Origin of the sequence: Nonlabens ulvanivorans (assembly GCF_032922765.1) — a bacterium.
Lineage (GTDB): Bacteria > Bacteroidota > Bacteroidia > Flavobacteriales > Flavobacteriaceae > Nonlabens > Nonlabens ulvanivorans.
This window is the reverse complement of record NZ_CP136694.1, coordinates 2,536,090-2,550,691: the sequence shown is the minus strand read 5'-3', so window position 1 is coordinate 2,550,691 and position 14,602 is coordinate 2,536,090. Positions and strand designations below refer to the sequence as shown.

At 36.1% G+C, this 14,602-nt stretch carries 10 protein-coding genes; 6 read left to right on the top strand and 4 right to left on the bottom strand.

The features are described 5' to 3' along the window. Nucleotide 1: 1 nt before the first annotated feature. Nucleotides 2-1,033, bottom strand: coding sequence for an oxygen-dependent tRNA uridine(34) hydroxylase TrhO (gene trhO / locus R1T42_RS11555; protein ID WP_317290428.1), 1,032 nt, complete (start codon nt 1,031-1,033; stop codon nt 2-4). A gap of 200 nt (nt 1,034-1,233) precedes the next feature. On the opposite strand from trhO, the gene R1T42_RS11550 reads away from it, so the two are divergent. The 5 genes from R1T42_RS11550 to R1T42_RS11530 all read left to right on the top strand — a co-directional run bounded on the left by R1T42_RS11550 (nt 1,234) and on the right by R1T42_RS11530 (nt 10,595). Then, nucleotides 1,234-6,681, top strand: a complete 5,448-nt coding sequence (locus R1T42_RS11550) for a fibronectin type III domain-containing protein (protein WP_317290427.1) — start codon at nt 1,234-1,236, stop codon at nt 6,679-6,681. Nucleotides 6,682-6,805: 124 nt separating this feature from the next. Next, complete coding sequence (gene recA / locus R1T42_RS11545; protein ID WP_305082492.1) at nt 6,806-7,861, top strand: recombinase RecA; 1,056 nt, start codon at nt 6,806-6,808, stop codon at nt 7,859-7,861. A gap of 129 nt (nt 7,862-7,990) precedes the next feature. Next, entirely contained in the window at nt 7,991-8,410 is a 420-nt protein-coding gene (locus tag R1T42_RS11540) for a hypothetical protein (protein ID WP_146128637.1), read from the top strand. Between the two features lie 14 nt (nt 8,411-8,424). Next, complete coding sequence (locus tag R1T42_RS11535) at nt 8,425-8,970, top strand: RNA polymerase sigma factor (RefSeq protein ID WP_317290426.1); 546 nt, start codon at nt 8,425-8,427, stop codon at nt 8,968-8,970. Between the two features lie 5 nt (nt 8,971-8,975). After that, nucleotides 8,976-10,595 carry an outer membrane beta-barrel protein gene (locus tag R1T42_RS11530; RefSeq protein ID WP_317290425.1) on the top strand — a complete coding sequence of 540 codons (1,620 nt, stop codon included), beginning with the start codon at nt 8,976-8,978 and terminating at the stop codon, nt 10,593-10,595. A gap of 127 nt (nt 10,596-10,722) precedes the next feature. On the opposite strand, the gene R1T42_RS11525 is transcribed toward R1T42_RS11530, so the two are convergent. Next, nucleotides 10,723-11,409, bottom strand: coding sequence for a lysophospholipid acyltransferase family protein (locus tag R1T42_RS11525; RefSeq protein WP_317290424.1), 687 nt, complete (start codon nt 11,407-11,409; stop codon nt 10,723-10,725). Between the two features lie 339 nt (nt 11,410-11,748). On the opposite strand from R1T42_RS11525, the gene trpS reads away from it, so the two are divergent. Continuing rightward, a complete protein-coding gene (trpS, locus tag R1T42_RS11520; RefSeq protein ID WP_042295080.1) occupies nt 11,749-12,717 on the top strand; it encodes a tryptophan--tRNA ligase in 969 nt (322 codons plus the stop codon). Here the strand turns inward: trpS and R1T42_RS11515 are convergent. Beyond that, nucleotides 12,714-13,397: a hypothetical protein gene (locus R1T42_RS11515; RefSeq protein ID WP_317290423.1), complete on the bottom strand. Its 684-nt coding sequence runs from the start codon at nt 13,395-13,397 to the stop codon at nt 12,714-12,716. The two genes, trpS and R1T42_RS11515, sit on opposite strands and share 4 nt — an antisense overlap. 106 nt (nt 13,398-13,503) lie before the next feature. Then, nucleotides 13,504-14,598, bottom strand: a complete 1,095-nt coding sequence (dprA, locus tag R1T42_RS11510; RefSeq protein ID WP_317290422.1) for a DNA-processing protein DprA — start codon at nt 14,596-14,598, stop codon at nt 13,504-13,506. Between the last annotated feature and the right edge of the window lie 4 nt (nt 14,599-14,602).

The window sequence follows — 14,602 nt, the reverse complement described above, 5'->3', positions numbered from 1 at the left end:
ATTACTTTTTAAATACTAGTTTTTCTGATCTGCCTTTTTTGAAAATCTTATTACTATTATATTTTCCGGCACGTAATTTCTTTTGCTCTTCAACAGGTAATTGAATGATTTCTTTGCATTCATCGCTACAGCAATTTTCCATTTTGTCTTTGCAAGAATTACATTGAATAAATAAAAGGTGACAGGCTTCATTTGCACAATTGGTGTGCAAGTCAAATGGAGTACCACATTGATGGCAATTTGCAATGACTTCATCACTGATTTTTTCAGCCAGTCTGTGGTCAAATACAAAGTTCTTGCCTTTAAACTTGTTCTCAAGACCTTGCTCAGTGACCTGCCTATGATATTCTATAATTCCACCTTCTAGTTGGTAGACGTCCTTAAAGCCTTTATGCTTGTAGTAAGCACTAGCCTTTTCACAACGTATTCCACCAGTACAATACATCACTAGTTTTTTATCTTCTTTGTGGTCTTTAAGTTTATTCTCAATATAATCTAGACTATCTCTAAAAGTGTCCACATCTGGTGTCCAAGCATTTTTAAAATGACCTATTTCAGACTCATAATGGTTGCGCATATCTACCAGTACTGTGTTTGGATCAGCTATTAATTCATTAAACGCTGTTGCATCTACGTGAATTCCTTTATTGGTAACATCAAAGGTTTCGTCGTTTAAACCATCTGCTACAATCTTGTTGCGCACCTTAACTTTAAGTTTTAGGAAACTTTCATTATCCTGCTCTCTAGCAATATTAAGACGTACATTTTCTAGAAAATCTATACTATCTACAAAAGACTTGAACTCTTCAAAGCGGTCTCCCGGAACTGAGAGTTGTGCATTAATCCCTTCATGAGCAACATATATTCTACCTAGCACATCCATAGGATGCCAGTGTAAAAATAAGTGGTCTCTAAAAAGTTGTGGATTACCGATCTGGTGGTACTGATAGAAAGATATCGTTAACCGCTCTTTTCCAGCGGCACGTATAAGTTCTCTTCTTTCTTCAGCACTTAATTTGTTATACAGTTGCATGCTATAAACATTTTTAGTGTTGAGCGGCAAAGGTAATATTTTAAATAAAAATAGAACTTGACTCAATTTTGATTATGAATCATTAAAAATCAGGTAGATAGACGATAATTTAGGTGCTTTAACAAAAAATTAAGGCTTGTAGGTGTGGAACTACAAAAATGATATACCTTAATATCTTGATAAATTATAAATCAATCTAAATGAAAATAAAATTACTATTACTTCTATTAATTTTTGCGACTGGTTTCTCTAGTGGTCAAATTCAAATTGGTACCGGTACTAATGAATCTCAAGCAGTACCATTTGAACCGTATTTTGGTTTTTCTTATTCACAAAGTGTTTATTTACAAAGTGAAATTAATGCTTCTGGGAATATAACCTCAATTCAATGGTTTTATAGCGGGACGACTGCGTTACCTAATAGTCAAGAATTGGTTATTTATATGGCTGAAGATGTAAAAGCTTCTTATGCCTCAACGACAGACTGGATTCCTAGTACAGCACTTACTCAAGTGTACTCAGGAGGAATTACTGTAACTGCTCAAGGCACTGATGAGTGGATAACAATAACTTTAGACACTCCTTTTAACTATTCAAACACCAATAACTTGATTATTGCCGTTGATGAAAATGGAGCAAGCTATGATAGTTTTGGTGATGATTTCCATACCTCTAGTGTAACCACTAATCGTTCTATTTATTATAGAAGCGATTCTACAAATCCTGATCCAGCATCTCCACCTACGGGAACAATATTATCTTATATACCTAATATGATTTTAGGAGGAATTCAACAAGCCTGTCCTGATGTCTCTTCATTAACAGCGACTGGGATTACAGCAACAAGTGCAAACTTAGGTTGGACAGTTACTGGAAGTGAGATTTTATGGGATATCGAATATGGAGCAGACGGCTTTACACAAGGATCAGGTACAACTATTGCAGCAAATTCTAATCCTTATACATTAAATACACTTACTGAATCTACTGATTATGATTATTATGTAAGAGCAAATTGTGGTGGTGGTGATGTAAGTGCATGGGCTGGTCCTTTTAGTTTTTCAACGCCAGCTTCTTGTTTAATACCAACAGCACTTGATGCTGCAAACATTACGTCTTCATCTGCTGACCTTTCTTGGACGAGTGGCGGTAGCGGTGAATCCTCTTGGGAAATAGAATATGGCATAGATGGCTTTACCCAAGGTGCAGGAACTACTATTGCTCCGGCAACTAACCCAGTAAGTACAACAGGATTAATGTCTAATACTGATTATGATTACTATGTAAGAGCAAATTGTGGAGCTGGTGATTATAGTGAATGGGTAGGCCCATTTAGTTTTACAACTCTTTGTGCTGCTGAAATTCCAGATTATTTAGAAGATTTTTCTTCTTACATTCCAGGTTGTTGGGTAGAAGCTGTTGACGGTGATCCTGTCAATGGTCCGAGTTCTTTAGGCTCTAGTAATTGGGCTGAAGAAGAATTTGCACATTTAGGATCAGGTCTTGGTGGAGTGAATATAAATATCTATCAAACTAGCGATATAGAGTGGTTATTATCACCACAGTTTAATTTAAGCGCTGGTGGATACGAAATTAATCTTGACGTGGCTTTCACTGACTATGATGACACTACACAAGGTGTATTTGATGCTGATGATGATGTGAGACTTCTTTATACATTAGATGGAGTTACTTGGAATACTATTGTACAATGGAATGCAGCAAATGGAAACACACCGGCGGCGGCTGGTGAAACTTTTAATGCTGACTTATCTACAATCACAGGATCCAATGTTCAGTTTGCAATTTACTCTGATGAAGGAGCTACGGCAAGTGGAGATAAGGATTTTCATATTGATAATTTTCAAGTAAGAACAATACCTTCTTGTCAAGAGCCTACCAATTTAGCAGTAACAAACATTACGGCAACATCTGCAGATCTTTCTTGGACTGTTAGTGGAAGTGCGGAAACGATGTGGGATGTTGAGTATGGTGTTACAGGTTTTACGCAAGGTGGAGTAGCTAGTACAATAATAGATAACACATCAAATAATCCATACAATGCAAGCGGTTTAACAGAAAGTACAGATTATGACTTTTATGTTAGAGCACATTGTGGAGTTGGTAATGAAAGTGCATGGGCAGGACCTTTTAGCTTTTCTACTCCAGCATCTTGTTTAATTCCTACAGCATTATCTGCTGCAAATATTACGGCAACATCTACAGATCTTTCTTGGACTAGCGGTGGTAGTGGTGAAACATCATGGGAAGTTGAATACGGTGTTGATGGCTTTACTCAAGGAGCTGGTAATATTATTACTCCAGCTACAAATCCTTATAATTTAAATGTATTGACAGCAAATACAGCTTATGACTATTATGTAAGAGCAAATTGTGGTGGAGGAGATTTTAGTGAATGGGTTGGCCCTTATAGTTTCACCACTCCTTGTGTTGCTTTTAATATTCCCTTTACTGAAAATTTTGATAGTTCAACTACGGGAAGTTCTTCTAATGCAAATGCTCCTAACTGTTGGAGTTTTATAGACTCGGGATCTGGTTACGTTTATGTTTATGATAATTCTGCTACAAATGTTCAGTCTGGAGCTAAGTCTTATCGTTTTTATAATGGATTTGATTCTTCTGGAGACTATATGCTTGTTTCTCCTGAAATAGCTGAGTTAACAACTGACGGTGTACAAGTACAGTTCAGTGCTAAAGGAGCTAATGGACAAGAACTAGAACTAGGTACAATTGCAGATCCTAATGATGCTTCAACCTTTACAGTTTTAGCTACGACTACTTTAACATCTTCATCTTTTGAAGATATAGAAATAAATATCCCAACTAGCACTGATTCTTATTTTGCAGTAAGACATGGACAGACCGGTATATATGATTCTTATTATTTAGATGACTTTAGTTTTAATGCACTACCATCATGTGTGCTTCCTACTGGTTTAACAGCATCAAATATTACAGCAACATCTGCTAATCTTTCCTGGACCTCTGGAGGTAGTGGAGAGTCCTCTTGGGAAATTGAATATGGTGTAGATGGCTTTACTCAAGGATCAGGAACTATAATTACTCCAGCTACTAATCCTTACTCTTTAACTAGCTTAATCGCGGTCACAGCCTACGATTATTACGTGCGAGCAAATTGTGGTGGTGGTGATTTTAGTGAATGGGCAGGTCCTTATAGTTTTGAAACTTCTTGTGAATCAAAGGTTCCAGGTTATGTAGAGAACTTTGATTCATACGTCCCTGACTGTTGGGAGGAAGCAACAGGTGAACTAGATGCTTCACTTAATATTGGTTCTTCAAGTTGGGCCTCTGATGGTTTTGCAAATAACGGAACTACTGGAGCTGCAAGGTATAATATGTACACTACGACCACTGGTCAATGGTTGATTAGTCCTACGATTGATTTAGGCATTGGAAATAATAATCAATTAAAATTTGATATTTCTGCAACAGATTTTGCAAGTTCTACTGTTGCTGCTACTTTTGGGTCAGATGATATTGTAAATGTTGTTATATCAACTGATAACGGAGCTACTTGGAGTACTGCAAACGTATTACAAACATGGACACAAGGTACAACTCCTAGTGTAGCAGGTGATGCCATTTCAATAGATTTATCTGCTTATTCAGGACTGGTTAAAGTTGGTTTTATTGCAAAAGCTAGTTCTTCAAGTGCATCAGATTGGGATTTATTTATTGATAACTTTGAAGTTAATGCTGGTTCGCAAGAGTACATTTGGAATGGAGCATCTTGGAACAATACTCCAGAAGGAAATATTACTACAAATGATAACATGATTGTTCAAGTGGGAACGACGCCGTCTTTAACAAGTGCAATAAGTGTCGGTAATCTGACTCTAGAAGCTGGAGCTGCTTTAGAAGCAGATAACGGTGACATTACAGTTGCAGGTAATTTAGTAAACAATGGTTCTATTACAGGAGTTAGCCAGGTAATTTTAAGTAGTGCTACAGCAAGTGTTACAGGAGCAGGAAGTATGACTAATCTAACCGTAGATGCAACAGGTGATGTTACCATGAACGGTATGCAGTCTATTTCTGAACAGTTAGACGTGGTTTCTGGAGGACAACTAGACGCAAATGGAAATATTACTTTAGTATCAAATGCAATGGGTACGGCTAGAGTTGATGCGGTAGATGCAGGAGCTATTACAGGTAATGTAAACGTTGAACGATATATTCCTGCTGGTAATAGGGCGTTCAGATTTATAGGATCTACAGTTTCAGGACCTAGTGTTTATGATAGCTGGCAAGAAGCTGGTGTTAATGCAACAGGTTATGGAGTACAGGTAACTGGTACAGCCGGAACTTCCGGGACTGTTAACGCAACAACCGGACATGATGAAACTACTACAGGAAATGCTAGTATGTTTAAATGGGATGCATCAAATCAATCATGGACTACCGTTACAAATACAAAAACTGAAATATTAAATGCAGGTGATTATTACCGTTTATTTGTAAGAGGTGATAGAATGACTGATCTTGCTGCAGCAACTTCGCCAGCGCATACAGAAACTACATTAAGGGCTTCAGGTTCATTAATGACAGGCTCAATGGCTGTAACACCAGGTATTGCATCAGGTGAGTTCTTTGCTTTTGCAAATCCATATCAGTCTAAACTATCTACAGAAAATATTGTAGCTACAGGAGTAGGTGCAGATATGTATTATTGGGATCCAGCACTAGGAGAATTCGGTGGTTACTCTGCAATTCCTTATGCTAGTGCATCTGGTACGGTAGGATCTGCAGGAGTTGCGACTAATGTTTTAGACGCTGGACAAGCTGTGTTTTTTGTTGATAATGGTGGATCTGCATCTGTTGCAATTGCAGAGTCCAACAAAGTTGACGGTACTACAAATGGTGGCGTATTTAATGTTGCACCACTACAACAAGCGTTAAGGCTTAAAATTTATCAAACAAGCCGTTTTAATAATGGTCAAACTGAAAGTGATGGTCTTTATCTAGATTTTAATGCTGCTCATAACGTTAATGTAGATTCAAATGATGCAATTAAACTTAATGGACTCAATGTTAATATGGCAATTGCAAAATCAACAGGTGAGTTACTTACTGTAGAAAGAAGAACACTTCCTTCTGTAAATGAAAGCTTAGAATTAAATATCACTAACTATTTAAATACAGCATATACTATTAATGCAACTGTTGATGTATTACCAGGTCTTACAGCATATCTTAAAGATAATTTTACGGGTGCCATAACAGAGTTAGTTCAGGGAACGTCTACCGCTGTAGATTTTACAGTAGATATGAATAATGCTCAAAGCCTAGATGCACTGCGTTTTGAATTAGTTTTCCAAGTAGTAACGTTAAGTAATGAAGATGTTGCTTTTGGATCTAACCTATCCATTTATCCTAATCCTGTTAAAGGTGATACGGTTACCATTAACATTGGCAACGCGTCCGTAGAAAAAGCACAAGTGCAAGTATTTAATACACTAGGACAACAAGTAATGTCTAATGATTACAATAACCTATCCAACGGTGTTATTGAATTAAGCAACTTATCAGATCTTAGTAATGGTGTATATATAATCAATATTTCTAGTGGAGACGCAACGACAACACGTCACTTCATAAAGGAATAATTGTTATTTACTTTATTTATAAAGGAGCTCTTTAAGAGCTCCTTTTTTATTTTTCACGCTTTCGCGAAAGCAGAATTATCATAAAGTTAATAACCCAAATCAACTTTCATTGTTCTAATAAATAATGGGTTGTATTTTTACAGCAAATAGAATTAAAATGGCAGATAAGAAAGAAGATAAAGAGAAGGAAGCAAAATTAAAAGCATTAAAGCTAACACTAGATAAATTAGATAAAGCATACGGTAAAGGTGCCGTTATGAAAATGGGCGATAAGCAAGTTGTTGAGGTAGAAAGCATACCTACAGGATCACTTGCATTAAACGCTGCGCTAGGAGTAGGCGGTTACCCTAGAGGTAGAGTAGTAGAAATTTATGGACCAGAATCTTCTGGTAAAACAACACTTACATTACACGCCATTGCCGAGGCACAGAAAGCAGGTGGTATTGCAGCTTTTATTGATGCAGAGCACGCTTTTGATCGATTCTATGCAGAGAAGTTAGGAGTTGATATTGATAATCTGATTATTTCGCAACCAGACCATGGTGAGCAAGCATTAGAAATTGCTGAAAACCTTATAAGATCTGGAGCAATAGATATTATTGTAATTGATTCTGTTGCCGCTCTTACTCCAAAAAGTGAGATAGAAGGTGAAATGGGTGATAGTAAAATGGGACTTCATGCACGTTTAATGTCACAAGCATTACGTAAAATGACAGGTACTATTTCCAAAACTAATTGTACCGTAATGTTCATTAACCAATTAAGAGAAAAGATTGGTGTCATGTTCGGTAATCCAGAGACGACTACCGGTGGTAATGCATTGAAATTTTATGCTTCGGTTAGATTAGATATTAGAAGATCTACTCAAATAAAGGATACCTCAGGTAGTGTCTTAGGGAATAAAACACGAGTAAAAGTGGTAAAAAACAAAGTAGCACCACCATTCCGTACTGCAGAGTTTGATATCATGTATGGTGAAGGTGTTTCTATATTAGGTGAAATTATTGATCTAGGTGTTGAGTATGAAATTATCAATAAAGCAGGATCGTGGTTCTCTTATGAAGACACTAAGTTAGGACAAGGAAGAGATTCTGTTAAAAATATCCTTAAAGATAATCCAGATCTAGCCGATGAATTGCAGGCTAAAATAATGGAAGCTATAAGGCTGGTTAACAGTTAGACATTTATAACTATTATAATCTATCGCTTACTTTTGACCTGTAAAGGAAAAAGTAAGCGATTTTTTTATGAGCTTAACGCAACCTTTCAATAGTTAATGCATCTATGCAGTAGAATAAAGAAGATGAACATGAAATATTTTTTTATAATAATCACTATTTTGAGTCTACTTACTTTAAGTAGCTGCGAGATCTCGGATGACGGTCTTAAGGTTTCTTATAGTGTAGTAGCGGTTGATAGTGTACAAATGCCTTCAACATTTGATTTTGGGGAGACCTATGACATACCGGTTTTTTATACTAAACCAACTGACTGTCATGTGTTTGATGGTTTTAATGTAACAGCAGATCTTAATGTGCGCAATATCTCAACCGTATTAGCTCAATTAGACTCTGGTAATTGTACTACCGGTGATTCTGTAATTGTCGAAGAGCAAACTTTAAGATTTACAGCTGCTAGTAATGGTAGTTATGTTTTTAGATTTTTTAATGGTCTAGGACCTAATAATGAAGAAACTTATTTAGAATATACAGTTTTTGTATTGGAATAATTTAACAGTATCATGTGGTTCTAAAAGAACTTATTAATGAATGCAAGAAGCATAATCGCAAGGCACAGAAAGAAATCTATGATAGATTTTCTGGAAACCTTTTTGCGAGCTGTTTGAAGTATGCACCTAGTTATGAAGAAGCACAAGATGTATTACAGGATACTTTTATTGTCATTTTTAATAAGATAGGTCAATTTAAAGATGATGGATCGTTTGAAGGATGGTGTAGAAGGATTGCTGTAAATACCGCATTACAACGGTATCGTAAAAAAAAAGTTTTTAATCTAGTTAATGAAGATCAGATTAAAGATGTGCAAGATGAGGTTGAAGAAATAGAAGATATAGACCTTAATAGTCTATTGAATATGGTACAACAATTACCAGATAGATATAGAATGGTTTTTTCAATGTACGTTCTTGATGGTTATTCTCATAAAGAAATAGCTAGCATGATGGAAATAACAGAAGGAACATCAAAGTCTAACCTCGCGAGAGCTAGACAACATTTAAAAGAAATGATTAATAAATGGCGTATTAATAACAATTGCAACGCCAGTTGAATAGAATGAGTGATAAAAAGAACATAGATCGTTTATTTCAAGAACGCTTCAAAGATTTTGAAGCAGCGCCGCCTATGGCTGCTTGGGATAATATTGAGAAAAAACTCGATGGTAAAAAACCAGTCGCGGTATTTCCTCTATGGATTAAATGGATAGGGATTGCTGCCGGAATAGCTCTATTAACTACACTAGCATATAATGGTTATTCCAGCTTCAAAAACAATACAGAGGTAGACCAGCAAATTGTTACAGAAATTAATGACGTAAATAGCAACTCTTCAGATGAAGAGACGCTAGATCGTGCGGTTAACAAGGACAATTTATTTCATAAAAACAACGCTGATGATAATCTTGTTTTAGATAATCCAAGTTCAAACACAGTATCAAATACTGATTTAATAACTAGTGATGATAAATTACTTAATGAAGCTGATAAAACTAATGTTGCCCATTCGGGCACAACTGCTTCAAATAGTGATAAAGCAATCATAGGTAAAGATGCATCTCAAAAAGCTACTATTAATAATAGCAGTTCAGTTAATCAAAAGACATCATACACAACCACATCTGGTAATCAACCATCCAGTGATAACATAAACCGTGTTAAGAATAAAGCAATTAAAAATGCTGATGAAACCAGATTTGCAATCAATCAATCTACTAAACGACCTTATATAGCAATCAATGCTACTAATTCAAATGAACACAGTCAGAATTCTGCAAGTAACACTGCACAATCTGAGAATAAAGATGGTCAGGTTAAGACAGCGTTACCATCAAATACAGATATAGCAGCGACTACCATACCTCAAGACTCTACCTTAACAGGTAAATCTTTAGAAGATGCTGTCGCCCAGCAAGAAGAAGATGAAAATGAGAAAGACGCAGACGCAATTCCATTTAAGAAGTGGAATGCTTCTAGTGTTATCGCACCTATTTACTCTAGTACGATGGGTGGATCATCCATTGATCGAGAATTTGCAGATAATAATAAAGCAGCAGGATTAAACCTTAGTTATGGTGTTAATGTAGGCTACAATCTATCATCGCGTTTATCTGTGCGCACAGGTGTGCATAAAGTTAATTTAAGCTATACGACTAACGATATTGTCTATGGTGTTACCGTGCAACCAGGTGATGTGCAATTACTATCTGTAAACTCTTATGATAGAAATGCAGTGTCTAATCCAGGTGCTGTCTCAACAGCAGATTTAGGCAGTTCTTTTTCTCAAGAATTTTTATCAGACAATACCTTTACAGGTTTTCAAGGAGAAATATCTCAACGATTAGGCTATCTAGAAGTACCACTAGAATTAAAGTATAAGTTGTTAGACCGCAAGTTGAGCGTTAACGTCATGGGTGGATTAAGTGCTTTATTCCTTACAGATAATAGTATCGCCGTTACTAATAATACTTCAAAATTAGAATTAGGTGAAGATGATAATTTTAACTCCTTTAATCACAGTGCAAACTTTGGGTTAGGTATAGATTACCTATTTACAGATCAGCTAGGTATCACTGTTGAGCCTATGTTTAAATATCAGCTCAATGCATTAAAAGAAAACACAGCAGATTTTAAACCATTTAATGTAGGTATCTATAGTGGTATCACTTACAGATTTTAAACCATAGACCGGTCATTGCAGGTCGCAAATAGTTAAGTTGAAAAAGAAGAATATTGAGGTTGGTTAAGTTAAACTCAATTATTTTGCAATGATGATGAGAACCGTTCCAGTGCCATGGAGCGGTTTTCTATTTAAGATCGTTTTCTAGAGATGATAAGATGATCGTTCTCACGCTTTCGCGAAAGCGTATTTTATCTTCCTTTATGTTCATACCAGCAGTATCAATAGCTTTATGAGTAAGAGCGCGCATTTTTCCTGGTCCGCCATAGAAGAAATGAAAAGGAAAGCGCTGCTTATTATCAAATAAAGTAACTGGTAATACGGGAATTTCATGTTCGATAGCAAGTCTGAAAGCGCCATCTTTAAAAGAGTCTAATGTTACATTCATATCATCAGGTACGCCACCTTCTGGAAAAATACAAATACCGACACCAGTAGAAAGTCTAGCGCGTGCTCTATCAAAAACGGCTTTACGACTTCTGGGATTGTTGCGATCTACAAGTATACAGGTGCGCTTATAAAAGAAACCGAAAATAGGAATCTTGGCCAGTTCAGCTTTACCTACAAAAACAAACGGGTTTTTAGAAACCAGTAACATGATCATAATATCTGTCATGCTGGTGTGATTTGCTACCAGCATATAACCTTGCCCTTTTTGCATAGGCTCTTCACGTTTAATATTGGGCCAGAAACCCATACCGTAAATAATTATAGCTGCCCAAAATCGAGCGATAGCAAAAAAGATATGATAAGTTTTTTCTGAAATAGTAAACACAACCAGTATAGGGAATAGTATAATGATAGGAACTCCCATCAGTATATAGAACCATATACGGTATAAAGGCATCAATATGTAGCGCAACCATTTCAAGCCACCAAAAATAGAAGAAATTATGAGGTAACAATCGATTCCTAGCGTTTAATCTAGAGTGTTATAAAGAGCTTATCGAATTAGATATAATACCTCTTAACAAGTTCCATTTATGGCGTCTAAAACATAAACAGTCTATTAGGCTTATCCAGATGTGGTCTTGAACTTTAAATCATTCCTATTATTAATACTTGAAAAAGCTCTATTTAAACAATAGATTGTACTTAATACTTTGTGCATAATAGTGATAGTAATTTACCTTTGCATTTCAATACATTTACCATGACTAGAATACTTACCGGTGTACAATCTACGGGAACTCCACATTTAGGAAACTTATTAGGAGCCATATTACCAGCTGTAGAAATGTCTGCACAAAAAGAAAATGATGCTTTTCTTTTTATAGCAGACTTGCATTCACTTACTCAAATTAAAGACGGCGAGACTTTAAGAGAAAACACTTATTCTACAGCTGCAGCATGGTTAGCTTGTGGTCTAGACATAAATGAGACTACTTTTTATAGACAAAGTGATGTACCGCAGGTAACTGAGTTGAACTGGTATTTAAACTGTTTCTTTCCTTATCAGCGATTAACTCTAGCGCATAGTTTTAAGGATAAAGCAGACCGCTTACAGGATGTAAACGCTGGATTATTTACCTATCCTATGCTTATGGCGGCAGACATTTTATTATATGATGCACAGGTAGTACCTGTAGGGAAAGACCAATTGCAACATATAGAGATTACTAGAGAAGTAGCTGGTAAATTCAATAACGCAATGGGAGAAACTCTCATAGAACCTGAAGGTAAAATTCAAGAAAGCACGATGCTCGTACCTGGTACAGATGGTGATAAAATGAGTAAGTCCAAAGGGAATTATATCAATATTTTCCTGGCAGATAAGAAGTTGCGCAAACAAGTCATGTCTATAGAAACAGACAGTACGCCACTAGAAGAACCTAAGGATACTGAGACTTGTAATGTATTTGCACTGTATAAAATAATCGCTACAGAAGATAAAGTTGCAGCAATGAGAGCAAACTATGCGGCAGGCAATTATGGTTATGGTCATGCAAAGCAAGCTCTATTTGAGGCTATTTTAGAAAAATTTGGACCTATTAGAGAACGCTACAACCACTTTATGGAGAATAAGCACGAGATTGATGCTGCTTTAGAAGCAGGTGCTGCAAAAGCTACCTTAATCGCAAATGCTACATTGAAACGTGTTAGGGAGAAGTTGGGATATTAATCTTTTCTTGACTTAGGATTATCGTAAGAATACCATTCGGTTGTTCCTATCGAATCTCCATCCAAGTTCATAGGAGTAAATCTAACTTTATAACGACCTTCAATGCTATAATTAAAAGCACCCGAGCAAATATTATGTCCTACACTTAGTTTTTCATCTGTTTCATTGAGATATAAATAATATACAGTAGATACATTTGTTATCGTGCTTACGACTTCAGTTTTCACCCAATAAATAGAGGATGATTTATTTTTAATCAAAAAAATTGCATTTGCTGATTCTGTATGATCGTAATCAGAAAATGTATTTCTACTATAAATGAAATTGATGTTTTTGCTTAGTGGTTTATTCTTCGATAAATTACTAGTTCTCCATTGTACTCTTTCTCTATTTGTAGGACTATATGTCCATCTTACTAATTCAAATTTCTTTTCCTCTTTAGTTTGGTTATCATAGCTTAAATAATAAATAGTGTTCTTTTTCAAACTTATCGCAGGCTTGAATATAGCTTGCATTAATTTTTTTTCGCCAACTAGAACATCTACTAATTTTAATTCAATTAAGTCACCATGTTCACTTTCCAAAAACACCTTACGTTCTTCAAAACTTTTAATTTTTTTTTGAGCGTTGCCATAACCTTCAATGACAAACATTGGATTTAAGCTTATCTCTTTTTTCAAAGGATAAAAGTTAATTTCAGAAGCCCTACATTTTGAAAATGCCAGATTGAAATTTATTAAAGCAATTAGTATTAGAATTGTATTTCTCATTTTACATTATTGTTAACTACACCAACATAAACATCTTCCCAGGCAGTGGTTTTACCACACCTTTTAATTCCATGCTCATCAGTAATGATGCTACTTGATGAACAGGCTTATTGATGTTTATAGCTATGATGTCTAGGAGTTCTTTTTCGTTTTCCTTTAAGTAACGGTAAATCAGTTTTTCGTCCTCATTGAGTTCTACAAAAAGCTGTTTTTGCACACCGGTATTGCGCTCTTTCCAGCCTAGAATGTATGGGATATCAGCCGCTTTAGTGAGTAAATGAGCTTTGGACTGTTTGATGAGCTCATTACAACCTATAGAATACTTATCATTCACACGACCTGGCACAGCAAAAACTTCACGGTTATAACCAGCAGCGAGATCTGCGGTAACCAGTGAGCCACCTTTTGCAGCACTTTCTATAACAACCGTTGCCTCACTCAATCCAGCGATAATGCGATTACGACCCAGAAAATTTTTTCTATCAAAGGTTGCTGTGTGCCAAAAGTCCGTCACAAAACCACCGTTTGCCATCATTTGCTCATTGTAAGCTTCGTGATTTCTCGGGTAAGTTTGATTCAGTCCATGGGCGACTACTGCCACAGTTTGTAAACCATATTTAATAGCCAGTTGATGTGCAAGAATATCAACACCATAAGCATAACCACTAATAATAAGAGGTTTTAACGGTGTAATTTCTTCTATAAATTTTTCTAGAAAAGCCGCACCAGTTGAGGTGATCTGACGTGTTCCTACTATACTTAAGGTATAGGGATTGTTCCAGTCTATATTTCCTTTCTCAAAAAAAACAATCGGTCCATCCACACAGTATTGTAGGCGTTCAGGATAATTGTCTTCATAGTATATTCTGGTGGTGATCCCTTCATTATGGACGTATTCCAGTTCTTTATCAGCCTTGGTAAATAAATCTGTAGCCTTTATAAACTGTGCTTTTTTATCGCCTATTCCTTCAATTGCGGCTATTTCTCGCATCGATTGTTCAAAAACCGCCGTCGCACTACCAAAGGTTCTGATCAACTTTTTGGCCATGATATCACCTATAAGAGGTGCTTTTTTAAGCGCGAGAATAGAACGTAATTCTTGGTGATCCATTCTA

What these genes read in the sequence shown, in the direction of transcription:
- trhO (WP_317290428.1), bottom strand. Translation starts at nt 1,033, where the DNA reads ATGCAACTGTATAACAAATTAAGTGCTGAAGAAAGAAGAGAACTTATA.
- R1T42_RS11550 (WP_317290427.1), top strand. Translation starts at nt 1,234, where the DNA reads ATGAAAATAAAATTACTATTACTTCTATTAATTTTTGCGACTGGTTTC.
- recA (WP_305082492.1), top strand. Translation starts at nt 6,806, where the DNA reads ATGGGTTGTATTTTTACAGCAAATAGAATTAAAATGGCAGATAAGAAA.
- R1T42_RS11540 (WP_146128637.1), top strand. Translation starts at nt 7,991, where the DNA reads ATGAAATATTTTTTTATAATAATCACTATTTTGAGTCTACTTACTTTA.
- R1T42_RS11530 (WP_317290425.1), top strand. Translation starts at nt 8,976, where the DNA reads ATGAGTGATAAAAAGAACATAGATCGTTTATTTCAAGAACGCTTCAAA.
- R1T42_RS11525 (WP_317290424.1), bottom strand. Translation starts at nt 11,409, where the DNA reads ATGGGAGTTCCTATCATTATACTATTCCCTATACTGGTTGTGTTTACT.
- trpS (WP_042295080.1), top strand. Translation starts at nt 11,749, where the DNA reads ATGACTAGAATACTTACCGGTGTACAATCTACGGGAACTCCACATTTA.
- dprA (WP_317290422.1), bottom strand. Translation starts at nt 14,598, where the DNA reads ATGGATCACCAAGAATTACGTTCTATTCTCGCGCTTAAAAAAGCACCT.